Origin of the sequence: Methylobacterium mesophilicum SR1.6/6 (assembly GCF_000364445.2) — a bacterium.
Lineage (GTDB): Bacteria > Pseudomonadota > Alphaproteobacteria > Rhizobiales > Beijerinckiaceae > Methylobacterium > Methylobacterium mesophilicum_A.
On the sequence record NZ_CP043538.1, the window covers coordinates 3,466,573 to 3,489,891 of the forward strand.

Below are 23,319 nucleotides of genomic sequence, written 5' to 3' on the forward strand. Positions count from 1 at the left end.
TTCATCGCCGATCCGGTTGCGTGAGACAGTCAGAGGACGCGATGCTCGTCGATCACGACCGGCGCCGGCAGGGCGCACCGGACGGCGCCTACGGGGCCGATCCGTACCGACCGCGCGATTCGGGACTGCGGCGCTTCCTCGGCGGTTCGCCGGCGGGCGTGTTCCTACGCCTTCTGTTCCTGTCGGTCCTGGTCGGCGCCTTCATGTCGATGCTCGGGATGACCCCGGGCCGCCTGTTCTGGCACCTCTACGATTCGGCGCGCGCGCTTCTCGAGGTCGGTCTCGCGTCCCTGCACGATTTCGGCGGTTGGATCGTCGCCGGGGCGATCGTCGTCGTGCCGCTCTGGCTCGTCGCGCGCCTGCTGGCGGTGTCCCGCTAGGGGGTCACGAGGCTTCTCGAAACGCCTGCGAGCGCTAAGCTCGCGGCATGATTCCCACCACTGCGAGCCGCGTCCGCCCGACACATTCCCGGGTGCTGAGGCTGGCCCTGCCGATGACGCTCGCCAACGTCACGACGCCGATGCTGGGCTTCGTCGGTGCGGCGGTGATCGGCCGCCTCGGTGAGGCGGCCCTGCTCGGCGCGATCGCGCTGGGCGCCGTGATCTTCGATGCGATCTTCTGGTCCTTCGGCGCCCTGCGAATGGCGACAGCGGGCCTCACCGCCCAGGCGGTCGGCGCACGCGACGGTGCCGAGGTCGACCGCATCCTGGCCCGAGCCCTGGCGGCCGGCGCCGGAATCGGGCTCACACTCGCCGTATTGCAATGGCCGCTTGCGCGAGTCGCATTCGCCATCAGCGGGGCCAGCGAGGGCGTCATCTCCGGCCTCGCGATCTACTTCCAGATCCGCATCCTGTCGGCGCCCTTCGTTTTGGCGAGCTACGGCGTCCTCGGTTCCGTGCTGGGACGTGGGCGGACCGATCTCGGCCTGCTGCTGCAGGTAGCGATCAACCTGATCAACATCGGCCTGACGCTCCTTCTCGTCCTGGGTCTCGGACTGGGACTCGCGGGCGCGGCCCTCGCGACGCTGGGCGCAGAGGCGTTCGGCCTCGGCCTGGGGCTTATCGTCCTGGCGCGCCTCGGCTCCCACCCGTTCCAGGTGTCCCTGCGCGATCTGCGCGACGCGGCCGCGATCCGCCGGACGCTGAGCGTCAACGTCGACGTGATCCTGCGCACCCTGGCGCTGATCACCGGCATCGTCCTGTTCTCGGCGCTCGGCGCCCGGCAGGGCGATGTCGTCCTGGCCGCGAACTCGGTCCTGTGGAATCTCTTCCTGATCGGCGGCTTTTTCCTCGACGGCTTCGCCACGGCGGCCGAGACCCTGTGCGGTCAGGCGGTGGGTGCCCGGGATGCGGAGGGCTTCCGGGCGGCCTCCACGTTGAGCCTGGGCTGGTGCTTGGCCTTCGGGATCGGCGTCAGCGCGCTCGCGCTCGTCGGTGGACCCGGGTTCATCGATTTCGTCACGACGAACGGGCCCGTGCGCGAGACGGCGCGGGCCTATCTCTGGCTGGCCGCCCTGGCGCCGCTCGCCGCCGCCGCGCCCTTCGCGTATGACGGGATCTACGTCGGCGCGACCTGGACCCGAGCCATGCGCAACCTGATGCTGTGTGCGCTGGCCGCCTACGGCATCCTGCTCGGGATCGTCCAGATTCTGGATCTCGGCAATACCGGCCTGTGGGTCGCTTTCGTGGGCTTTCTCGGCGCCCGGGGCCTGGGCCAGGCGATCGCCTATCCGAGCCTCGTGCGCGGAACGTTTTCGGCGGCGTCGGCCGCAGCCGTCGCTACGGCGCGCTGACGGATCGGCGCGCTATCGCGGATCCTTCCAGCCCGACGTCGCGGGCGCCGGCGCGGCGCGGGCGGCTACAGGGGCGGGACGGGGCAGCTCGGCCTCCGCGCGGCGCGGGTAGGCGCGACGCACGGCGGATTGGCTATACCGCCGCCCCCGCCGGGCGTGGCGGCGCCCCCGCTCCGACGAATTGCCGACGAAACCACCGACCACGGCTCCGGCCACCGCGCCGATCGGGCCCGCCACGAGGGCACCCGCCACCGCCCCGGAGCCGACACCGAGGGTGGTGCGGCTCTGCGCCGTGGCGATTTGAGGTGCAGCGAGTGCGCCAATCAAGACGAGGGCGGCCAAGACTTTGCGCATGTTCGTGATCCAAGCAGGGATAACCAGATTTGCCGGCCTTCAAGCCGGTCATCGTGTCCAAATTCCGACAAACGCAAGTGCACAGCCGGGCGGTATCAAATGCCGCGTGGACTCACAGGATGGCGCATCGAAAACGTGGCTTGTGCGAGCGGCTGGTTTAGGGTGCGCTGCAACGACGACGGGCCGCTCGGCGGCCGGACGAGGGAGAAACCCGTGGCCACGACGATGGACCTGCGCCTGCGCCGAAGCGTGCTCTACATGCCCGGATCGAACCAGCGGGCGCTGGACAAGGCCAAGACGCTCCCGGTGGACAGCATCATCCTCGACCTCGAGGACGCCGTCGGCCCCGAGGAGAAGGAAGTCGCCCGCACGCAGGTTTGCGCCGCCGTGAAGAGCGGGGCGTATGGCAGCCGCGAGCTGATCATCCGGGTCAACGCCCCGCAGACGCCCTGGGGCGAGGCGGATCTCCACGCCGCGATCGAGGCCAAGCCCGACGCGATCCTGATGCCGAAGGTCTCGTCGCCGGCGGTTCTGGAAAGCATCGCCGATCGCCTCGAATCCCTCGACGCGCCGGACGGCATCGCGATCTGGGCGATGATCGAGACTCCGGCCTCGATCCTCAACATCCAGGACATCGCCCGGGCCAAGCGCGACCCGCGCAACCGTCTCACCTGCCTCGTGCTCGGCACCAACGACCTGGCCAAGGACACCTGGGCGAAGATCGTGCCCGGGCGGGTGCCGATGCTGCCCTGGATGATGATGGCGCTCGCCGCGGCCCGTGCCGAGGGTCTGGCGATCCTCGACGGCGTCTACAACGACATCGCCGATACGGAGGGCTGCCGCGAGGAATGCCGGCAGGCCCGCGACCTCGGCTTCGACGGCAAGACGCTGATCCACCCGACGCAGCTGGAGCCCGCCAACACCTCCTTCGCCCCCACCGATGAGGAGGTGCGCCGGGCCAAGCTGGTGATCGAGGCGTTCGAGCGGCCGGAATACGCCAAGCGCGGTGCGATCAAGCTGGAAGGACGGCTCTATGAACGGCAGCACCTCGGGGTGAACCGGCGGGCGGTCACCTGGGCGGAGGCGATCAAGGCCAAGGGCTTCTGATCCGAGCCCGGCCGTCCTGGCGCCTGGAGCGCGTTGCGGCGCTCATGCCGCATCGCCGGAGACGTCGTACCGCGTCCGCTGGGTGCGCACATCCCGCGCCGTGACGGCGACGTGCCCGTCCTCCTCCAGTCCGACGATGGCACGCAGCACCAGGGCGTGCTCCACCCCGAAGGTCCGGGCGAAGGCCCGGCTGTCGCCGGGCAGACCCAGGTCCAGCGCCGCCAGAAGTCCCGCCGCCAGCACGTCGAGGTCGGGATGGGCGGCCGAGACCCGGTCGAGGGCGGCGGCGAAGGCCGTTTCGTCGGGCGCGTCGCTCACGCCGCCGCGCGCGCCTGCAGGGTCACCAGGACCGACTTCGAGGTCGGCGTGTCGCTCTTCTCACCGAAGGTCGACAGCGGCACCAGCACGTTCAGCTCCGGATAATAGCCGGCCAGCGCTCCGCGGGGCATGTCGAAGGGCACGAGGCGGAAATCCTCGGCCCGGCGGCGCGTACCGTCCTCGTGGAGACCGACGATATCGACCCGCTCGCCCAGCCGGTCACGGATCTCCGCGAGGTCGTCCGGGTGGGCGAAGAGCACCCGGCGCTCGCCGTAGACGCCGCGGTAGCGGTCATCCAGGCCGTAGATCGTGGTGTTGTACTGATCGTGGCTGCGGAAGGTCTGCAGCACGAACGTGTCGCGGGTCTTCCGGGCGGTCTGGTGCTCCGTCTCGGCGGGAAGCGCGGCCGCCGAGAAGTTGGCCCGGCCGGTGCCGGTGTCGAACACCCGCTCGGCCGCGAGATTGCGCAGCATGAACCCGCGCGGCCTGCGCACCCGGTCGTTGTAGCCGGTGAACCCCGGGATCGTCGCGGCGATCGCGTCGCGGATCCGGTCGTAGTCGGCCGCGAACTCGGCCCAGTCGATCGTGGACGCTCCGACGGTGGCCTCGGCCATCCCCGCGATGATGGCGATCTCCGAGCGCAGCTCCTTCGAGGCCGGCTTGTTGATGCCGCCGGAGCCGTGGACCATGCTCATCGAATCCTCGACGGTCACGATCTGGATCTTGCCCGCGCCGTTCCGGTCGATCTCCGTGCGGCCGAGACAGGGAAGCAGGTAGCCGATCGCGCCGGGCACCAGATGGGCGTGGTTGAGCTTCGTGGCGATGTGGACCGTGAGTCGGCACGAGGCCAGGGCCTGCGCGACCACAGGGGTATCGGGCGTCGCGCGCAGGAAGTTGCCGCCCAGACCGATAAAGGCCTTGGCGGACCCGTCCCGCATGGCGCGGATCGCCGCGAGCACGTTGTGGCCGTGCCGGCGGGGCATCGCGAGGCCGAAATGCTGCTCCAGGGCTTCCAGGAAGGAGGCTGGAGGCCGCTCGTTGATGCCGACCGTGCGATCACCCTGCACGTTGGAATGGCCGCGCACCGGACACAGGCCCGCTCCAGGACGGCCGATATGGCCGCGCAGGAACAGGAGGTTGGCGATCTCACGGATCGTCGCCACCGAGTGGCGGTGCTGGGTCACGCCCATGGCCCAGGTGGCGATGACCCGGTGGGCACCGAGATAGACGTCCGCCATGGCGGCGATCTCGTCCATGGTGAGGCCGGACTGGTCGAGGATCGATTCCCAGGACGTGGCATCGACCGCGGCGCGGTAGGCATCGAGGCCGGCGGTGTGGTGCTCGAGGAACGCCCGGTCGAGGAGCGAGGGACGGCCGGCCGCGAGCGCCTCCGCGTCGCGGGCGAACACGACCTTGGCGATGCCCCGGAACGCCGCCATGTCGCCGCCCGAACGCGGCTGCAGGTAGTGGCTCGCGATGGGGCGGCTCGCGCCGCGCAGCATCTCGACGGTGTTCTGCGGGTCGGCGAAGCGCTCGAGGCCGCGCTCGCGCACGGGGTTCAGCACCACCACCTGGGCGCCGCGCTCGGCGGCCCGACGCAGGTCGCCGAGCATGCGCGGATGGTTGGTCCCGGGGTTCTGGCCGACGCAGAAGATCGCGTCCGCCTTCTCGAAATCCTCCAAGAGGACCGTGCCCTTGCCGATGCCGATCGCATCGATCAGCGCCACGCCGCTCGCCTCGTGGCACATGTTGGAGCAGTCGGGGAAGTTGTTGGTCCCGTAGGCCCGAGCGAAGAGCTGGTAGAGGTAGGCGGCCTCGTTCGAGGCGCGGCCCGAGGTGTAGAACTCGGCCTGATCCGGATGATCGAGCCCGCGCAGCGTCGCGCCGATCTCCGCGAACGCCTCGTCCCAGCTCACCGGACGGTAGCGGTCGCTGGCGGCGTCGTAGCGCATCGGATGGGTGAGACGACCCTGACCCTCAAGCGCGTAGTCGCTCCAGCCGCGCAGCTCGGAGAGCGTGTGCTCGGCGAAGAAGGACGGCGGCGTGCGCTTGTCGGTGGCCTCCCAGGAGACCGCCTTCACGCCGTTCTCACAGAACTCGAAGGATGAGCCGTGCTCCGGATCGCCCCAGGCACAGCCCGGACAGTCGAACCCATCAGGCTGGTTGGCCTTCAGCAGCGCGCGAGCGCCGGTGAGCGGCGCGCGGCTGCCGAGCAGGTGCTTGCCGCAGCTCTTCAGAGCGCCCCAACCGCCGGCCGCGGATGAGCGCTTTGGAGCCCCCTCAGACTGGGCCATGAACCGTCCTGGAACTGATGACGCGAATGCTCTCGCAGTCGCGAGATAAGCGTCTCCGCGGGGCACTCACAACGGCGTGCGCGCGCAGGCCCCTCATGCGCGGGACACAGGCTAAGCTCCCGCTGTGCAAAGCCTTTCTAAACTGTGGCGACCGGCCGGCCCGCCGCTGGCGGATCAGTCTTCGCGAGCGAGATCCGCGGCGTCGCGCCCGACGACTTGCCGGAGCGACGTGATCCCCTCCGCGTTCATGCGCTTCAGAAGCCCCGCCTTGATGCGGGCGACCAAGCCTGGCCCCTCGTAGACCAGGGCCGAGTAGAGCTGCACGAGGCTCGCGCCGGCCAGGATCTTGGTCCAGGCGGCCTCCGCAGAATCGATTCCGCCGACGCCGACGAGGGGCAGGCTGTCACCGACCCGCAGGCGAGTCTGGGCCAGCATGCGGGTGGCCGGTCCGAAGAGCGGGCGGCCGGACAGGCCGCCGGTCTCCCTGGCGAGACCCCGCTCGACGAGACTCGACGGCCGCGCCACCGTGGTGTTGGACACGACGAGGGCCTGCACGCCGCGGCGCATCGCCGTAGCGCAGACGGCATCGAGGGCGTCGAGCGCCATGTCGGGTGCGATCTTGAGCAGGATCGCCGCGCCGGCACCCGACGCATCGCGGGCCTCGACGGTCCGGGCGAGGAGTTCGTCGAGGAAGGCCTCGCCCTGAAGATCGCGCAGGCCCGGCGTGTTGGGCGAGGAGACGTTGACGGTGACGAAATCGACCAAGGGCGCGAGCGCGGCCGTGCAGGCTGCGTAGTCGGCGAGCCGGTCGGCGGCATCCTTGTTGGCGCCGATATTGACGCCGACGATACCGGGGCGGTCCGCCCGGGCACGCAGCCGCGCGGCCACGATGTCGAGCCCCTCGCTGTTGAGGCCGAAGCGGTTGATCACCGCCCTGTCGGCGGTCAGCCGGAAGACCCGGGGCCGCGGGTTGCCGGGCTGCGGCCGCGGCACCACCCCGCCGACTTCCACGAAGCCGAAGCCGAGGCTCAGCAGCGCGTCCGGAACACGGGCGCCCTTGTCGAAGCCGGCCGCGAGGCCGATCGGGTTCGGAAAGCGTCGGCCGAGAAGGTCGACGGCGAGCCGCGGATCGTCCGCCCGGCTTCCAGATGCGGGCATCAGGGTGAGGCCGCGCAAGGTGAGGTCGTGCGCGCGCTCGGCGTCGAGTCGGTGGAGCAGCGGCCGCACGAGCGGGTAGGCGAAGCCGATCATGCCGGGACGAGTCCGGCCGGAAAGATGTGGCGGCCATCGTTGCCCAACGGCAGTTCCTCGACCGCCGCGACGGCGTCGAGGGGCAAGCTGCCGTAGAGGTGGGGAAACAGGGCCCCGCCCCGGGAGGGTTCGTAGCGCAGGCCATCGCCCAGGGCGTCGGCCTCGACCGCCACGAGAAGCAGGTCGGCCTGTCCGGCGAAATGGCGGCCCGCCGTTTCGACGACTTGGTCCGCCGTGGAGAAGTGGATGTAGCCGTCCTGGCTGTCGATCGGCGCCCCCCTGAAGAGGCCGGCGGCCTCCGCCTCCTTCCACAGAGCGCGTGGGCAGATCTTATAGATGAGCGGCATCGAAGCTCCCTGAGCACCGACGCGTCGATAGTGGCGCCTCGGGCCCGCGGCAACACCTGGATTCCGGGCAGTTTCCAGGAGCGATTGCATTCTGCGCGCTGTAGTTCTACTTTCCTACGACTAGGCTGGGCGTCACAGAGCCACGCCCGAATTGGGACGCCTGATCCGGACCGGGCCACGTCTGGTGAATACAAGTTTGCCCGCAGGGTGCCGCGCGTGCCCGGCGGGGCGTTCGTCCCTATGCCTCCGGGGCGGCCGGGTTCCGGCTGACGAGATGGGGGTGCGGACCCGTTCAGGGTGAGCCTCCGAGCCCGACATGCTGTCGCACGAGCAGATCTGGAACGCCATCGACCGGCTCGCCGAACGCCACGGCTACTCGGCTTCGGGACTGGCACGCCGCGCCGGTCTCGATGCCACGAGCTTCAACCGCTCGAAGCGCGTGGGCGCGGACGGGCGCAAGCGGTGGCCCTCGACGGAATCGGTGTCGAAAGTCTTGGCCGCGACCGGATCCAGCCTCGACGAGTTCCTGCGGCTGATCGAGGCGCGGGAGATTCCCGCCCGGACCATGGTGCCGCTGATCGGTCTCACGCAGGCGGGTGCCGGCCGGCTGTTCAACGACGAGGGCATGCCGACAGGCGGCGCCGGCTGGGAAGAGATCGAGTTTCCCGACCTCGGCGAGGAACGGGCGTTCGCGCTGGAGATCCAGGGCGATTCGATGCTTCCCCTGTTCCGGGACGGCGATGTCCTGATCGTCTCGCCCACCGCGAGCGTGCGCAAGGGTGATCGCGTCGTCGTCCGCTTGCACGGGGGCGAGGTCCTGGCGAAGGAATTGAAGCGCCGCACGGCGCGAACCGTGGAGCTGGCATCGCTCAATCCCGAGCACGAGGATCGGACCCTGAACCTCGGCGAAGTCGCCTGGATGGCCCGTGTGATGTGGGTGCGCCAGTAGACGGAGCGCTTCGGAAGCGTCGCACCGCCGTTCGGTAGGCCGGCCGCGCGGCGTCCGGACGGCTTGGCCGGGATCCCGTTCGTCGCTATCGGTTGCCGGTCGCGGGCCTTCCGCATCAGCCGAGCGCGAACGCAGCATGGCGCAGTCCGGGACGGGTCACGGTTCGGACGCTCGCGTGCCGCTCGCGGACGAGGCCCGCGCGCTCCTCGATGCCCTGCCGACGCCGAGTGTCGTGCTCGACGCGGAAGGCCGCGTCCGCCACGCCAATCCGGCCGCCGCTCGCCTCGCCGGCTACGCCGTGCCTGAGCTCGTGGAGCACGGCCTGGAGCTCATCCGGACGGCCCACGCACCGGCGATCGATCCTGTCCAGGCTGAGGATCAGGAATTTCTCGCCACTCGTTCGGACGGGACCAGCTTCTGGGCGCGCGTGACCACCGCGCCGCTGCCGGAGACCGATCTGCGCATCGGCCAGATCCTTGACGTCACGGCACTGCACGAGGCGGAGGGAGGCCTCGCGCTCTCCCGCCAGCGCGAGGCACTCGGGCTGCTGACCAACAGCGTCGCCCACGAGTTCAACAATTTCCTCCAGATCCTGATCGGCTACATCGACGGCCTGAAGCGCCGGCTCGGCGACCGCCAGGAGCCGTTCATCCAGCGGGCGATCTCGCGATCGGCGGATGCCACGGAGCGGGCCGCCATCCTGACGCGCCAGCTGCTCGCTTATTCCCGGCGCATTGCCCCGGATGTGCGCGCGGTCGATCTCGACGCCATCGTGGCGGATCTGGCCACGCGGCTCGCGCCCGACCTGCCGCCCGGCATTCGCCTCAGCGTGGCGACGACGCCCGGTCTTCCGCCGGCCATCAGCAACCCGACGCAGATCGAGTTCGCCCTGCGGCACTTGGTCGCCAATGCCTGCGAGGCGATGCCGTCCGGGGGAACCCTCACGCTCTCGACGTTCCGGGTGGAGCCGGGCGACCGCATGATGCACCAGCCCGGCGAGGGCATCGTCGGCATCGTGGTCGGCGATACCGGACAGGGCATGTCGCCCGAGATGCTCGCCCGGGCACTCGCACCCTTCCAGACCAGCCGCGAGGCGGGACGCGGTGCCGGCCTCGCGATCGTTCATGGGTTGATGAAGCGCCAGAACGGGACGATCACCCTCGACAGCCGCGCCGGGGAAGGCACGCAGGTCCGGTTGTCGTTTCCCGCGGCGGCAGCGGGGCGGCCACAGCACTGAAGCCGCGGGAAAATGCCCTCGCGCCGTCGGGCGCCGGACTAAAACGCGGGCTCAGCCGTTCCCATATTGTCGTTGGTGCCCCAGCGCCGTCCAGTTCTCGTCCTCAGAGGCGTGTCTATGCTTACCCAGTTTTCGCGTCGCCGGCGCGTGGCCGCCTTCATGACGCTGGCCGCTGCGCTGACCGTCGCGGCGCCCATCGCCGAAGCCCGTCCGGGCGGCGGCGGGTCTTTCGGGTCCCGCGGCTCGCGCACCTACACGGCGCCGTCTGCCACGCCGACTGCGCCCGGCGGCGGCATGACGATGCAGCGCTCGCAGACCGCGCCGTCCCCCGGCATGGGCAGCCCCGGCATGCAGGCTCCCGCCGCGACGGGCCGTCGTTTCGGTGGCGGCTTCTTCGCCGGCCTGCTCGGTGCCGGCCTCATCGGCGCGCTGCTCGGCGGCGGCTTCTTCGGCGGCCTCGGTGGCCTCGCCTCGATGATCGGCCTCCTTTTCCAGGTGGGCCTTGTCGTACTCGTGGTGATGCTCGCCCTGAGGTTCTTCCGTCGCCGGAGCGAACCGGCCGGGGCCGGTGCACCCTACGCGCGCTCGTCCCTCGATGATCGCCCGGGCCCGGGCCCGGGCGGCCCCGCGGGCGGCGTTCCCGGCGGTGCCGGGGCCGGCATGTTCGGTGGTCAGCGGCCCCCGCAGACGCGGCCGGTGCAGATCGGGCCGGCCGACTACCAGGCGTTCGAGCGCCTGCTCGGCGATATCCAGGACGCCTATTCCCGTGAGGACCGGGTGACCCTCGGCAACCTGTCGACGCCCGAGATGGTGAGCTACTTCGACGAGGAACTGCGCAACAACGCGGCTCGCGGCGTGGTGAACAAGATCTCGGACGTGAAGCTGCTCCAGGGCGATCTCGCGGAAGCCTGGGGCGAGGACCGCAATGACTACGCCACGGTGGCGATGCGCTACGCCCTCAAGGATGTGATGGTCGAGCGCGCCAGCGGTCGCGTCGTGCAGACGGACTCGTCCGAGGCGACGGAGCTCTGGACCTTCCTGCTCCAGCCCGGCCGCGGCTGGGTGCTCTCGGCGATCCAGCAGACCCGCTGAGTGCGGCGACGCACCACCTCTTAGGCCATGGTTCATGCCGGCGCCGCCTCCGCGGCGCCGGCAATTTTTTGTGGCGCACCGGCCAACACTCGCGCGCGGCGCAGGTCCTCAGCCGCCCTTCCGCATCCGGTCCCACAGATTGGCGAGGTCTACGAAGCCCGTCACGGACACCTCTTCCGCGCGCGCCGTCTCGGCGATGCCGGCGGCGGCCAGCAGCGTGCCGGGCTGGGCCGTCAGGGATTTCAGGCTCTGGCGCATCATCTTGCGGCGCTGGCCGAACGCCGCCCGGGTCACGGCTTCGAGGGCCCCGGCCCGGCAGGGCAGGGGCTTCACCCGCGGCACGATCCGGACGACGCTGGAGGTCACCTTGGGCGGCGGCACGAAGGCCGAGGGGCTGACATCGAACAGGATCTCGGCTTCCGAACGCCAGCCGCAGAGCACGCCCAGACGTCCGTAATCCGCCCTGTTCTCCGGCCCGGCGACGATGCGCTCGGCGACCTCGCGCTGGAACATCAGCACGGCCTGATCCCACCAGGGCGGCCAGGCCTCGCCGTCGAGCCAGCCGGTGAGCAGGGCCGTACCGACATTGTACGGAAGATTGGCGACGATCCGGGCCGGTCCCGCACCGATCAGAGGCTGCGGGTCGAAAGCCAGCGCGTCGGCATCGATCACGTCGAGCCGTCCCGGGTAATGCGCCGCGATCTCCGCGAGCGCCGGCAGCGCGCGGGGATCGCGCTCGATGGCCACGACGCGGGCCGCGCCCTCGGCGAGGAGCGCCCGCGTCAGCCCGCCGGGACCGGGCCCCACCTCCACGACGGTGACGCCCGCGAGCGGTCCCGCCGCGCGGGCGATCCGCCCGGTGAGGTTGAGGTCGTAGAGGAAATTCTGGCCGAGCGCCTTCTTCGGCTCCAGCCCGTGCCGGGCGACGACGTCGCGCAGCGGCGGCAGCCCGTCCCCGGCGCTCACAGGACAGCCCTCACAGTTCGTCTTCCGGATCGAAATGCCGGGCGCCCGCCGGCTTCGGCCGGCCCGCATAGACGCTGAACGGGATGACGTCCCCGCCAGCCGGCACGGTCGTGGTACCGGCGGCCTCGTTGGCCGCCAGCCGGTCCGCGAGACGCAGGGCCGCCACGAGGCTGTCCGGCCGCGCGACGCCCTTGCCGGCGATGTCGAAGGCGGTCCCGTGGTCCGGCGAAGTCCGCACGAAGGGCAGGCCCAGGGTGACGTTCACCCCCTCGTCGAACGCGATCGTCTTGATCGGGATCAGGGCTTGGTCGTGCGTCGGCGCGAGGGCGACGTCGTAGGCTTCGCGGGCGCGGGCGTGGAACAGGGTGTCGGCCGGGAGCGGGCCGCGGATGTCGATCCCGGCCGCGCGGAGCCGGGCCACCGCCGGGGCGAGCACGTCCCGGTCCTCGTGACCGATCGTTCCGGCCTCTCCTGCGTGCGGGTTGAGGCCGGCGAGGACGAGGCGCGGCTCCGGAAGGCCGAACCGGTCCCGCAGGTCCCGGACCACGATGGTGGCGGTCTCCTCCACGAGGTCCTGGGTGAGGAGGCCCGTCACCGCTGCCAGCGGGACGTGGATCGTCACCGGCACCACCGCCAGCGTCTCGCTCCAGATCATCATGACCGGCCGCGGCGGCGTGCGGCCCGGCGGCACCGAGAGTGCGGCCAGGAATTCGGTATGGCCCGGATGGGCGAAGCCGGTCCGCGTCAGCACGAACTTGGCGATCGGGTTGGTGACGACGGCGCTCGCCCGCCCGTCCTTCACGAAGTCCACCGCGGCGGTGATCGACTCGATGGTGGCGCCGGCATTCACGGTGTCCGGCACACCCGGCTCGGCCGCGACCATGGCGCCGCTCGGCAGCGGCACGACGGGGAGGGCACGCGGAAAGACCTCGGCGGCGGTCTCGGGATCGACTTCCGCGACCGGGATGTGATGATTCAGACGGTGGGCGAGGCGCTCGATGAAAGCGGAATCGCCGACCAGAAAGAAGGGCGGCAAGGGTCGCGCACCTCCGCGCCCAAGCCACGCGCTGAGCGCCAGTTCCGGACCGATCCCGGCGGGATCCCCGAGGGTGAGGGCGAGAGGCGGCATGAAGGGTCTATAGCGCCGGCACTGGCGCCGGTCACCGCACCGAGGCGATGCCGTCCGCCGTGATCGCCGTGCCGACGTTCTGTCGCAGATCCGCCTCGCCGAGCGTCTTGAGCTCCACCCGCAGCAGCACGGTCTGGTTGCGCTCGCGCACGCCCGTGGCGGTGGCGATCGGCGAATTGATGTAGTTCAGAGAGACCGTGGTGCACTCGTCCTGATAGCCGCCGCCGAAGCTCGCCCCTGATAGGTAGAACCGCCCCGGATTCTGGTAGATCGGCACGGTGCCGACGGGATTGGCCAGATAGGAGGTCAGCGCGTCCTGATAGGTGTTGCGCACGTCGAGGTAGTGCGTGAGATCGACCAGAAGCGAGCCGGAGATGAACCAGTTCGGCGTGATGTTGTAGGTGGCGGAGGCCGTGATGCCCTCGCGGTAGTGGCTGTAGCCGAGGAGCGGCTGCGCCTCATAATACGAGTAGAAAGCCGACAGGGTCAGGGGCGCGAACGGTGCGAACCGTGCCGTCGCCCCGGTCTCGAAGCGGGCGACGTGGAAATCGGCCTGGTTGAACCGGGCCCGGCTGATGAAGGTGATGTTCTGGTTCGGCGAGACCTGGAAGCGGCCGACGAAATCGGAGCGCTGGGTCTCCAGACCGGAATCCAGGCCCACATTGGCAATGTCGCCCCGGCGGAACGAGTTGACGCCCGCGAGCTGGATGGACTCGCCGAAGAGAACGTTGGCGTACCAGCCGGACGGTGTGACCACGGAGTACTGGCCGCCGAGATTGGTGCGCACGCCGCCCTCGACCCGGTCGTAGCCCGAGAACTTGTCCCACTCGAACAGCGACGTGTCGTCGAAGACGAGGCTCTGCGCGTCTTCGTTCGGCAGGCGGCCGATCCGCGTCTCGGACGGGCGGGCGATGACCTGCCCGATCGGCTCCAGGGTGTGGACGCCGAGCGCCCCGAAATTGGCGACGAACGGGTAGCGGTAATCGAGGCCGATCGCCGGCATGACCCGGCCGGCAAATCCCTGGTCGACATGGGCGACCTGCGGGACGAGGTCGTTCTGGTAGCCCGAGAAGCTCGTGCTGTCGAAGAACGCGTCGGTCCGCAGATAGGCGAAGGGCGTGAATTTCTGGCCCCAGTCGTCGATGAAGCTGCGCCGCCACGACAGTTCCGCGGAGGCGCGCGTGTTGTTGCCGGCAAGCCCCTGGATGGCGCAGGTGCCGCGCTGGAACACCGTGCAGGTCTGGTAGAGCGGGAAGCTGACGCCGTTCACGCTCGGCGAGAACAGGTAGCTCGCGGTGCGCGGCAGACCCTGGTACTGGGTGGTCTCGCGGGTCAGGCTGGTGATGTTGGCCTGGAAGCGCACCTCGCCGCCGATCTCGGCCGGACCGTTGACGCGCTTGTCGTAGTCGATCACCGGTGCGACCACCGGCTGCTGCTTCTGCCAGTCGAAGCTCGACAGGCCCTTGAAGTAGTAGCCGCGCGCCTCGAACCACGAGCGGTCTCCCTGGCCGATCAGGAACGCCGTCGAGGTCGCCTCGCGGAAATAGTCCGTCGTGATGTTCTGATTGCGGATGCGGTAATTGTCGAGGAACCACTTGTCGGTGACGCCGACGAGATCCCAGCCTGTCCGCCAGCGCGGGTTGATGTAGAACCGGCCCTCGGATTCGATCGAGCCTCGGAAGTCGCGCTCTCCGGCGCCGAGCGGGCTCGGCAGGAAGGCTGAGGGCGTCGTCTGCGAGATCCCGGACAGGCGCAGGTTGTAGAAGCCGTTGTCGACCCGCTGGCGGAACTCGCCCTGCGCCAGCAGACCCTGCCGGCTGAGCACGGTCGGCGTGAGGGTCAGGTCGTAATCCGGCGCGAGGTCGACGAAGTAGGGCAGCGACACCCCGGTACCGAGGGCCGTGGTCGAGACGAAGCGCGGCGTCAGGAAGCCGGTCTTCCGCCGCACCGTGGGATCCGGCGCCTCGAAATACGGCAGATAGGCGACCGGGATCCCGGCGAGCTCCAGCGTGGACTCGTCGAAGTAGACCGTGTGGGTCTCGTTGTCGTGGATGATCTTCTTCGCCTTGATCTGCCAGAGCGGCGGCGTCTCGGGATTGTCCTTGCACGGCTCGCAGGCGGTGTAGCTGCCGGACTCGAAGCTCGTCTGCTCGCCGTTCAGCCGCTCCGCCCGTGGCGCGGAGAACCGGGTGCGCACCGTCTCGAACTTGCGCTGGACGGTCTGCTGACCGCGGAACGCGTCGACGAATCCGGTCTTGAAGTCGTCGGTGAGCTCCATCCGCTCACCGGTGACGACCCCGCCGTCGGCCTCGGTCAGCCGGACGTTGCCCTCGGCGAAGACCCGACCGGTGTTGCGGTCGTAACGAACCCGGTCGGCCTGGAGCGTCCGGGGGCCGTAATGCAGCTCGGCATTGCCGCGCGCCGTCACGGTGCTCTTGTCGTTGTCGTAGATCAGCTCATCGGCCTCGACGAGCAGCTTGTCGCCAGGCTTCCCGGTCTTGAGCGCGGGCAGAGTCTGGGCGTGCGCCGGCACGCCCGCCGCAAGCGGCGCGGCCAGCCCGAGCGCGGCCAGAAGGCCCGCTTTCCGCAGGATGTCGGCGACCTTACGCAACGCGCGTCCCAACCCCTGTGACGTTTGACGCCACGAACCTCAAACACCCGTCTCCCTGCCCGCGAAGGGTCGCGGCGGTCAGCCGTCTTCCTGGTACAGAAGCGTGAGCGTACCGAGAAGACTGCCTACCACGGCGGGGAACCAGGCCGCCACCGGTGCGGCGACGAGTCCGGACGCGCCCAGCCCCTCCATGACCTGTCGGATCACGTAGAGGACGAAGCCGGCCGCGACCCCACCGAGGACGAGTTTGCCGACACCACCAAAGCGGAAGAACCGTAAGGAAACGGTTGCAGCGACGAGGACCATGGCGACGAACAGGATCGGCCTTGCCCACAGGACATCGTACTGAAGGCGGTATCGGGTCGCGTCCAAACCCGCCCGTTCGGTGCGCGCGATCGTTGTGGGAAGTTGCCAGAAAGGCACAGATTCCGGGGGTGTGAAGCGTTGCCGGACCTGCCCGGGATCGAGATTCGAGGCGATCAGGTAGGTGTCGAACGACTCAGGCGGTGCGTCCGGTGTGAGGACCCGCACATCGGAGAGTTCCCAGTAGCCGTCGTGGAGCGTCGCCCGGGCTGCCACCAGCTGTTCGGCGAACTTCCCGGCCGCGTCGAAGGTGAAGACCGAGACGCCCGCGAGCGTCGTGGTGCCCTCGATGGCGGTCTCGGCCCGCAGGATCGCCTCGCCGTCGAGGCCGCGCTGGCGGATCCAGAGATCCTTGCCCGAGCCGGCCTTGGTGGCCTTGGCGAAGATCTTCGCCTCGATCTCCGTGGAGCGCTGCTTCAGCATCGCGGAGACCGGGTTGTAGACCCCGACCGCTATCGCCCCGAGGGCCAGCGCCACGAAGACGCCCGGCTGCAGGAACTGCCACGCGGAGATGCCGGCTGCCCGGGCGACCACCAGTTCCAGCTTGCGCGAGAGCTGAAGCAGCGCCGCCATGGAGCCGAACAGCACCGCGAAGGGCAGCACGCCCTCCGCCACCGCGGGCGTTCGGTAGAGGGAGAGTTGCGCCATCAGGCCCGTGGAGGCGCCCTCGGCCTCGCCGGCGCGTCGCAGCAGTTCCACGAAGTCGAGGGTGTAGACCAGCGCGAACACGGTGACGAAGACGCCGAGCACCGTGCGGGCGAACCGCGCGGCGAAGTACCGCCCGAGGGTGGGGCCGATCAGCATCATCGGATCAGGAGGCCGGCGCGAGGCGCGGGCCGCGGATCAGGTTCCGCACCGCGCGGGCGAACGCACCGTTGAACGCCCGCACCCGGGGTCCGTGGAAGATCAGAAGGCTGGACAGCCCGATCGCCAGGAGCGGCACGCCGTAGACGGCCGCCACCGCCCCGGGGCTGCGCGCGGCGGCGCTCACCGCCGCGAAGCCGCCGATGCGCAGGGCGACCACGGCGAGGATCGCACCGGCGACCGCGAGGCCGCGCCCCTGACGGGTCGTGCGCGCATCGCCCAAAGCCGCGAAGGCGATGAACACCAGGGCCAGCGGGTAGAGGCACGCCGAGAGCCGGTCGTGCAGTTCCGCCCGGAAGCGGCCCTTCTGGAGCTTGTAGTAACCCTCGGTCTGGTCGGGGAACAGGAGCTGCGCCGTGGAGCGCTCCCGCGGCTTGTAGATCGTGTCGGAATCCGGGGGCGCGAAGGCCGCGAGGTCGATCGTGTACCGCTCGAAGGTGAGGATCGAGGAGTCGCGGGACTCCTTCTGCTGCTGGTGGACGCTGCCGTTCTCAAGGATGAGGTAGCTCTGGCCCTCGACGTCGACGGCGTTGCCGCGCTCGGCGAGGTAGACCTTGGTCTTGCCGGCCTCCCGACGGTCCTGGATGAACAGGCCCTTGAGGGTGCCCCCCGGCCCGCGCTCGCGGAAGTGGAAGGTGATGCCGTTGTCGAGCTGGGTGAACTGCCCCTCCTTGACGACGTTCGCGATGAAATCGCCCCGCACCCGGGTGATCACGTCGCGCAGCTCCTGGAAGCTCGCCGGCATCACCACCACCACGAGGAAGCCCACGAGGAAGCTGACGATCAGCGCCAGCGTCAGGAACGGCCGCAGCAGCGCCCGCGGCGGCATCCCGGCCGCCGACATCACGATCAACTCGGAATCGCCGTTCAATTTGTTGAGCGCGTAGACGGTGCCGATGAACAGCGCCACGGGCGCGATCACCACCAGCAGCGTCGGCAGCGACAGGCCGGTCACGAACAGAAAGACCATGAGGGTCTGACCCTTGGCGGTCACGAGGTCGAGCTCGCGCAGGGCCTGGGTCAGCCAGATCGTGCCGGTGAGGCCGATCAGGCAGGCGAGGGTGGCGCCCAAGGCGATCCGAAAGATGTAGCGCTCGATCTGCCTCATCGGCTCCGGCAGTCCCGCTCGTCCTCTCGCGCCCTCGAAGCGGCAGGGACCCGACAAAAGGGGCGATTCCAGGGCTGCTGCGCCGCGTTGCGTTCTCCGCCTCAGCGGCTACACAGGGCGGATGGCCCACGCGGCGTCGCGCGGGCGCGGTGAACGGCTCCGGAACACGGGCAGGGCGACGGGTATGGCGGACGGCATCGAGATCGGTTTCGGTCCCCTGGGGCAGAGCGGGCAGGGCCCGGGCGGATCGGGCGACCTCGTCGTCTTCGTCGGTGACGATCTCGCCCTGGGTTCGGCGGCCCGCGACGCGCTCGGCGCTTCTGGAGCTGATCTGGTCGCCCGCGCCGCGGCCTCCGAGAAGTTCAAGGGCCGGTCCCTCACCGCCCTGAGCCTGCCGGCGCCCGCGGGCGTGAGCGCCGACCGCCTCGTCGTGGTCGGCCTGGGCTCCGACAAGGACCGCGCCAAGATCGACTGGCCTGTGCTCGGTGGCTTCACCGCCAGCAAGGTCTCGGGGCGCTCGGCCCGGGTCGTCCTCGAATGGCCCGGCATGACCGTGACGGCGGCGCAGGCCGGCGAGTTCGCCCTCGGCGCACGTCTGCGCACCTACACGTTCGACCGTTACAAGACGAAGAAGAAGCCCGACGCCGACGAGAAGGCCGGCACCGCGCTGACCCTTCTCCTCGCCGATCACGGGACCGCGTCGCACGAGGGTGAGGGCGCCCGGACGCTGGCCGACAGCGTGATCCTGGCACGCGACCTCGTCAACGAGCCGCCGAACGTCCTCTTCCCGGAGGAATTCGCCCGGCGCGCCTCCGAACTCGCCAAGCTCGGCGTCGAGATCGAGGTGCTGGAGCCGGGGCGGATGCGCGAGCTCGGCATGGGGGCGCTGCTCGCCGTGGCACAGGGCTCCGTCCGCGAGCCGCGGCTGGTCATCATGCGCTGGAACGGCGGCCCCGCCGGCGAGGCGCCGGTGGCGCTGATCGGCAAGGGCGTGATCTTCGATTCCGGCGGCATCTCCATCAAGCCGGGCGGCGGCATGGAGGACATGAAGGGCGACATGGGCGGCGCGGCCGCCGTGGTCGGGGCGCTTCACGCCCTCGCGTCCCGCAAGGCGCGCTGCAACGTGGTCGGCGCCATCGGGATCGTCGAGAACATGCCGGACGGCGGCTCCTACCGCCCGTCCGACATCGTGACCTCGATGTCGGGCCAGACCATCGAGGTGATCAACACCGACGCCGAAGGCCGCCTCGTGCTGGCCGACGTGATCACCCACATCGTCCGCAGCGCCAAGCCCAAGGCGATCGTCGACCTCGCGACGCTCACGGGCGCCATCATCGTGGCGCTGGGCCAGGACATCGCCGGGATGTTCTCCAACGACGACGCGCTGGCCTCCAACATCAACGCGGCGGGCGAGGCGACGGGCGAGAAGGTCTGGCGGATGCCGCTGATCCCTGCCTACGACAAGGCGATCGACTCCAAGTTCGCCGACATGAAAAACACCGGCGGCCGGCACGGCGGCGCCGCGACGGCGGCCTCGTTCATCAAGCGCTACGTCGAGGACGTGCCGTGGGCCCATCTCGACATCGCCGGCGTGGCGATGTCGTCCAATTCCAGCGAGATCAACCGGAGCTGGGGGGCGGGCTGGGGCGTGCGGCTCCTCGACCGGCTGGTGCGCGATCACTACGAGGCGCGGTAGGCCGGGCACGGGCCGGCCGGCCATGTCCGCCACGGGTTGCCGCCGCGCTGACCGGGCGGCCTCCGCATCGCGCGGCCTGCAAGCGTGTCGGGGGTCGGCATGACGGCCGGATCGCGGCCCGCGGCGCGCGGGCCGCTTCGGACAGGGTCCGCCGGAACCGAACGCTGGAGGCCAAGCCTCGGCGCGGCGGCCCCGATCCTGGCCATGCTGATCGCCCTCGCCGCGGTCGCCGCCACGGGCCTCAGCCAGCGCACGGCGGTGCCGGAGCACGTCGAGCCCTGGATCTTCGGCTACTTCGTCGCGCGCTACCCGCTCTTCGCCTTCTCCCTCGTGTATGGCGTGGCGCATCTCGTCCGAATTGCCTTTGGACCGGGGCCGGCCTCGATGGCGCGCCGGGTGCTGTTCGGGACTCTCGGTGCGGCGGTGCTTCTGGCGGCCGGCCTGTATCCGACCTTCGGCGGGCTGATCCTGCGCGCCGGCTTCGCGGCGGGCGGCATGGCGTTCCTCACGCATCAGCCGCTCTGGCTTGCCTACGGCCTCGGTGCCGGCGTGGCCGCTGCCCTGTTCGGCGGCATCGTGGGTCTCTTCGCGATCGCCGCCAACCGGCCGCTTCGGCCGCACCTCAGACGCGTGGGCGCCGGCGCGCTGGCCTTCCTCGCCCTCTGGTTCGGCGCAATCCTGATCGGTCTGTCGGGATCGCTCGGGGTGGGTCCGTGGCCGCTCCGGGCGCTCAGGCCGGGGGAGGCAGCCCTCGCCGCGCTGGTGCTCATCATGGCGGCGCTGCCGCACACCGTCCTGGCGACAGCCCTCCGGCATCGACGCTCTCCCTGACACGCGTGCCTTGCAGGCCAGCGTCCGTTCCCTCAGAGTCGGCGTGTTCTGCGTTGAGGGACTCGGCCGCGTCAGAGCCGTGCCCGAGGGAGGCATCGCGATGCACGAGGCCAGCGTGGTCGAGCACGGCGCACAGGCGACCCCGTCCGATCGGATGACGGGTCCATCGACGGCAAACGCTGCCGGACGGCCCTGGGTGAGCGCCTACCCACCGGGCGTCCCGCCGGAGATCGACGTTGCGGGGCTCGGCACCCTGAACGACCTGTTCGAGACCAGCATGGCCGCCTTTGCGGACAGGCCGGCGATGCTGTGCTTCGGCTCGACGATGACCTACGCGACCCTGGGCCAGCAGGCCCGCGACCTCGCGGCCTGGCTGGCACGTCAGGGCTTGGCGAAGGGCGACCGCGTCGCGATCATGCTGCCGAACGTGCCGGCCTACCCGGTGGCGATCTTCGGCGTGCTGCTCGCCGGCGGGACGGTGGTGAACACCAACCCGCTCTACACCCCCCGCGAGCTGACTCAGCAGATCAACGATTCCGGGGCCCGGATCCTGATCGTTCTGGAGAACTTCGGAGCCACGGTCGCAGCGGCCCTCCCGGATGTGACCCTCGACCGGGTGCTCCTCGTCGGCCCCGGCGACGGGCTCGGCATCAAGGGACGCGTCATCACCCTGGCCAGCCGGCACGTGCGCAAGGCGGTTCCGCCGTTCCGGCTCCCGGAGCGTCTCGCGGTGCCGTTCGCCAGCGTCCTGCGCCGCGGCCGCGGCCTACCGCGCACGTCGGTCTCGGTGGGACCGGAAGACCTCGCCTTCCTGCAATATACGGGTGGGACAACCGGCATCGCCAAGGCCGCGATGCTCAGCCACCGCAACATCATGGCGAACGTCGAGCAGTCGCAGCTCTGGTTCGATTCGAAGGACCCGAGCGTCCTCCGCTGCGCCGTGACGGCCCTTCCGCTCTACCACATCTTCGCGCTGACAGCCTGCTTCTTCCAGTTCATGCGCAGCGGCGGATCCTGTCTGCTGATCCCGAACCCGCGCGACTGCGACGGCATGGTGAAAACGCTGAGCCGCACGCGGTTCACCTGCCTGATGGGCGTCAATACCCTGTTCAACGTGCTGCTCAACCACCCGAAAATCGGCACGGTGGACTTCGGGAACCTCGATTTCGTGGTCGGCGGCGGCACGGCCGTCCAGCGCGCGGTGGCCGAGCGGTGGAAGGCGCTCACCGGGAGCACGATCATCGAGGGCTACGGCCTGTCGGAAACGTCGCCGGTGGTCTGCGTCAACCCGCGGGGCATGCGCGATTTTTCCGGCACCATCGGGTTTCCGCTGCCGTCGACGGAGGTCTCGATCCGCGACGTGGCGGGGCAGCCGGTCCCGGTCGGCGAGCCGGGCGAGATCTGCGTGCGCGGCCCGCAGGTGATGGGCGGCTACTGGAACCGCCCCGAGGAGACCGCCCGCGCCATGACGGCGGACGGGTTCTTCCGCACCGGCGACGTCGCCGTGATGCTGCCGGACGGGCAGTTCCGGATCGTCGATCGGATGAAGGACATGATCCTCGTCTCCGGCTTCAACGTCTACCCGAACGAGGTGGAGGACGTCCTGGCCGCTCATCCGGCCGTGCTCGAATGCGCGGTCGTCGGTGCGCCGAGCGAGGAAACCGGCGAGATGGTCGTGGCCCACGTCGTCCTGAAGGACGCGTCGATCTCGGCGGATGTCCTGCGGACCCATGCCCGCACGCAGCTCACCGGCTACAAGGTGCCCCGCCGGGTCGTCCTGCACGACGCGCTGCCGAAGACCAACGTCGGCAAGGTGCTGCGACGCGTGTTGCGCGACGAAACGCCCGGCGCCTGACGCGCCGCAGGGCCGTCACGTAACCACCGGCCTCCGCTGACCGAAAGGTGAGGCTGCGGCGGTTGTCCCCGTGTCGGCCAACGCCGATCTGTGGGATGGCGACGCGGAGATCCCGAGGAGGCGGCGATGTTGATCAAGCGCAAGCGCGGATGGGAGATGGCCGAGCATCTCGCCACGCCGGAGGCCCTGTTCCTGAACCGCCGCGCCCTGATCGGGGGCGCCGCCGGGCTGGCGGCCGGCTCCTTGCTGGGCGGACGGACCGCGCTGGCTGCCGGTGAGCCGGGCCTCTATCCGGCTCCGCAGAACCCCGCCTACACTCTGGACCGTCCGGTCACGCCCGAACGGTTCAGCGCCGACTACAACAACTTCTACGAGTTTGGCACGTCGAAGACCGTCCTGCCCGCGGCGAACGCGCTGAAGACACAGCCCTGGACCCTGAAGATCGACGGCCTCGTGGAGAAGCCGTTCGAGATCGGCGTCGACGACCTGATCCGGAAGGTCGGCCTGGAGGAGCGGCTCTACCGCCATCGCTGCGTCGAGGCGTGGTCCATGGCGGTGCCGTGGACCGGCTTCCCGCTGGCCAAGCTCGTGGCGCTGGCGAAGCCTGCCTCCGGCGCGAAGTACATCCGCTTCGAGACCTTCATGGACAAGGCCATGGCTCCGGGTCAGCGGGCCTTCTTCTATCCCTGGCCCTACACGGAGGGTCTGACGCTCGCCGAGGCCGGCAACGATCTCGCGTTCGTGGTCACGGGCGTGTACGGCAAGCCGCTGCCCAACCAGTTCGGCGCGCCGATTCGCATCGCGGTGCCGTGGAAGTACGGCTTCAAGTCCGCGAAATCCATCGTCAAGCTGTCGTTCACGGCTGACCGCCCGAAGACCTTCTGGGAAGGGCTGCAGGCGTCCGAGTACGGCTTCTGGGCCAACGTGAACCCGGCCGTGCCGCATCCGCGCTGGAGCCAGGCGACCGAGCGCGTCCTCGGCACCGACCAGCGCGTGCCGACGCTGATCTACAACGGCTACGGTGAGCAGGTCGCCGGGCTCTATAAGGGCCTGGAGGGCGAGCGGCTGTTCGTTTGATCAGGCCTCGGTCGGGGCATCCCTCGGTATCATCGCGCGGGCAGCCAAATAACCCAGCGTCGCGCCACACCTGCAGGT

The 23,319-nt window shown here is 69.9% G+C and carries 20 protein-coding genes; 10 read left to right on the top strand and 10 right to left on the bottom strand.

Annotation, left to right across the window (positions count from 1 at the left end; all coding sequences use genetic code 11):
- Positions 1 to 41: 41 nt before the first annotated feature.
- Both MMSR116_RS16545 and MMSR116_RS16550 read left to right on the top strand, forming a co-directional pair.
- Complete coding sequence (locus MMSR116_RS16545; protein ID WP_010681996.1) at positions 42 to 380, top strand: DUF6460 domain-containing protein; 339 nt, start codon at positions 42 to 44, stop codon at positions 378 to 380.
- 47 nt (positions 381 to 427) lie between these two features.
- Positions 428 to 1,792: an MATE family efflux transporter gene (locus tag MMSR116_RS16550; protein ID WP_010681995.1), complete on the top strand. Its 1,365-nt coding sequence runs from the start codon at positions 428 to 430 to the stop codon at positions 1,790 to 1,792.
- Positions 1,793 to 1,804: 12 nt separating this feature from the next.
- Here MMSR116_RS16550 and MMSR116_RS16555 read toward each other — a convergent pair whose 3' ends face one another.
- On the bottom strand, positions 1,805 to 2,146 hold the full coding sequence (locus MMSR116_RS16555; protein WP_010681994.1) for a hypothetical protein: 342 nt from the start codon (positions 2,144 to 2,146) through the stop codon (positions 1,805 to 1,807).
- 225 nt (positions 2,147 to 2,371) lie between these two features.
- On the opposite strand from MMSR116_RS16555, the gene MMSR116_RS16560 reads away from it, so the two are divergent.
- A complete protein-coding gene (locus tag MMSR116_RS16560) occupies positions 2,372 to 3,253 on the top strand; it encodes an HpcH/HpaI aldolase/citrate lyase family protein (RefSeq protein WP_039892484.1) in 882 nt (293 codons plus the stop codon).
- Between the two features lie 42 nt (positions 3,254 to 3,295).
- Here the strand turns inward: MMSR116_RS16560 and MMSR116_RS16565 are convergent, their stop codons facing one another.
- The 4 genes from MMSR116_RS16565 to MMSR116_RS16580 form a co-directional block, all read right to left on the bottom strand.
- On the bottom strand, positions 3,296 to 3,571 hold the full coding sequence (locus MMSR116_RS16565) for a hypothetical protein (RefSeq protein ID WP_010681992.1): 276 nt from the start codon (positions 3,569 to 3,571) through the stop codon (positions 3,296 to 3,298).
- Positions 3,568 to 5,865: an FdhF/YdeP family oxidoreductase gene (locus MMSR116_RS16570; RefSeq protein WP_010681991.1), complete on the bottom strand. Its 2,298-nt coding sequence runs from the start codon at positions 5,863 to 5,865 to the stop codon at positions 3,568 to 3,570. Before MMSR116_RS16570 ends, MMSR116_RS16565 begins: the two co-directional genes overlap by 4 nt.
- A gap of 174 nt (positions 5,866 to 6,039) precedes the next feature.
- A complete protein-coding gene (locus MMSR116_RS16575) occupies positions 6,040 to 7,116 on the bottom strand; it encodes a quinone-dependent dihydroorotate dehydrogenase (RefSeq protein ID WP_010681990.1) in 1,077 nt (358 codons plus the stop codon).
- Positions 7,113 to 7,463, bottom strand: coding sequence for a DUF952 domain-containing protein (locus MMSR116_RS16580; RefSeq protein WP_010681989.1), 351 nt, complete (start codon positions 7,461 to 7,463; stop codon positions 7,113 to 7,115). The genes MMSR116_RS16575 and MMSR116_RS16580 overlap by 4 nt, the downstream gene beginning before the upstream one ends.
- 316 nt (positions 7,464 to 7,779) lie before the next feature.
- Here MMSR116_RS16580 and MMSR116_RS16585 point away from each other — a divergent pair, with 316 nt between their 5' ends.
- The 3 genes from MMSR116_RS16585 (at position 7,780) to MMSR116_RS16595 (ending at position 10,741) form a co-directional block, all read left to right on the top strand.
- On the top strand, positions 7,780 to 8,412 hold the full coding sequence (locus MMSR116_RS16585) for a S24 family peptidase (RefSeq protein ID WP_010681988.1): 633 nt from the start codon (positions 7,780 to 7,782) through the stop codon (positions 8,410 to 8,412).
- A 136-nt stretch (positions 8,413 to 8,548) separates the two neighbouring features.
- Entirely contained in the window at positions 8,549 to 9,649 is a 1,101-nt protein-coding gene (locus MMSR116_RS16590) for a two-component system sensor histidine kinase NtrB (RefSeq protein ID WP_010681987.1), read from the top strand.
- Positions 9,650 to 9,766: 117 nt separating this feature from the next.
- Complete coding sequence (locus tag MMSR116_RS16595) at positions 9,767 to 10,741, top strand: TIM44-like domain-containing protein (protein WP_010681986.1); 975 nt, start codon at positions 9,767 to 9,769, stop codon at positions 10,739 to 10,741.
- Positions 10,742 to 10,849: 108 nt separating this feature from the next.
- Here MMSR116_RS16595 and rsmA read toward each other — a convergent pair whose 3' ends face one another.
- The 5 genes from rsmA to lptF all read right to left on the bottom strand — a co-directional run bounded on the left by rsmA (position 10,850) and on the right by lptF (position 17,782).
- On the bottom strand, positions 10,850 to 11,707 hold the full coding sequence (rsmA, locus tag MMSR116_RS16600) for a 16S rRNA (adenine(1518)-N(6)/adenine(1519)-N(6))-dimethyltransferase RsmA (protein ID WP_010681985.1): 858 nt from the start codon (positions 11,705 to 11,707) through the stop codon (positions 10,850 to 10,852).
- A 10-nt stretch (positions 11,708 to 11,717) separates the two neighbouring features.
- Positions 11,718 to 12,836, bottom strand: a complete 1,119-nt coding sequence (gene pdxA / locus MMSR116_RS16605) for a 4-hydroxythreonine-4-phosphate dehydrogenase PdxA (RefSeq protein WP_010681984.1) — start codon at positions 12,834 to 12,836, stop codon at positions 11,718 to 11,720.
- A 31-nt stretch (positions 12,837 to 12,867) separates the two neighbouring features.
- On the bottom strand, positions 12,868 to 15,447 hold the full coding sequence (locus MMSR116_RS16610; protein ID WP_010681983.1) for an LPS-assembly protein LptD: 2,580 nt from the start codon (positions 15,445 to 15,447) through the stop codon (positions 12,868 to 12,870).
- Positions 15,448 to 15,525: 78 nt separating this feature from the next.
- Positions 15,526 to 16,614 (bottom strand): LPS export ABC transporter permease LptG, encoded by a 1,089-nt coding sequence (gene lptG / locus MMSR116_RS16615; protein ID WP_039892482.1) that lies wholly within the window; start codon positions 16,612 to 16,614, stop codon positions 15,526 to 15,528.
- Between the two features lie 7 nt (positions 16,615 to 16,621).
- Positions 16,622 to 17,782, bottom strand: a complete 1,161-nt coding sequence (gene lptF, locus MMSR116_RS16620) for an LPS export ABC transporter permease LptF (protein ID WP_010681981.1) — start codon at positions 17,780 to 17,782, stop codon at positions 16,622 to 16,624.
- A gap of 184 nt (positions 17,783 to 17,966) precedes the next feature.
- Between lptF and MMSR116_RS16625 the strand changes: the two genes are divergently transcribed.
- The 4 genes from MMSR116_RS16625 to msrP all read left to right on the top strand — a co-directional run bounded on the left by MMSR116_RS16625 (position 17,967) and on the right by msrP (position 23,241).
- Positions 17,967 to 19,478 carry a leucyl aminopeptidase gene (locus tag MMSR116_RS16625; protein WP_010681980.1) on the top strand — a complete coding sequence of 504 codons (1,512 nt, stop codon included), beginning with the start codon at positions 17,967 to 17,969 and terminating at the stop codon, positions 19,476 to 19,478.
- A gap of 204 nt (positions 19,479 to 19,682) precedes the next feature.
- Positions 19,683 to 20,309, top strand: coding sequence for a hypothetical protein (locus MMSR116_RS16630; RefSeq protein WP_010681979.1), 627 nt, complete (start codon positions 19,683 to 19,685; stop codon positions 20,307 to 20,309).
- 100 nt (positions 20,310 to 20,409) lie between these two features.
- The gene (locus MMSR116_RS16635) at positions 20,410 to 22,164 is read left to right on the top strand and encodes a long-chain-fatty-acid--CoA ligase (protein ID WP_010681978.1); all 1,755 of its coding nucleotides are present in this window, start codon (positions 20,410 to 20,412) and stop codon (positions 22,162 to 22,164) included.
- Between the two features lie 126 nt (positions 22,165 to 22,290).
- Entirely contained in the window at positions 22,291 to 23,241 is a 951-nt protein-coding gene (msrP, locus tag MMSR116_RS16640; RefSeq protein ID WP_010681977.1) for a protein-methionine-sulfoxide reductase catalytic subunit MsrP, read from the top strand.
- Positions 23,242 to 23,319 lie beyond the last annotated feature (78 nt).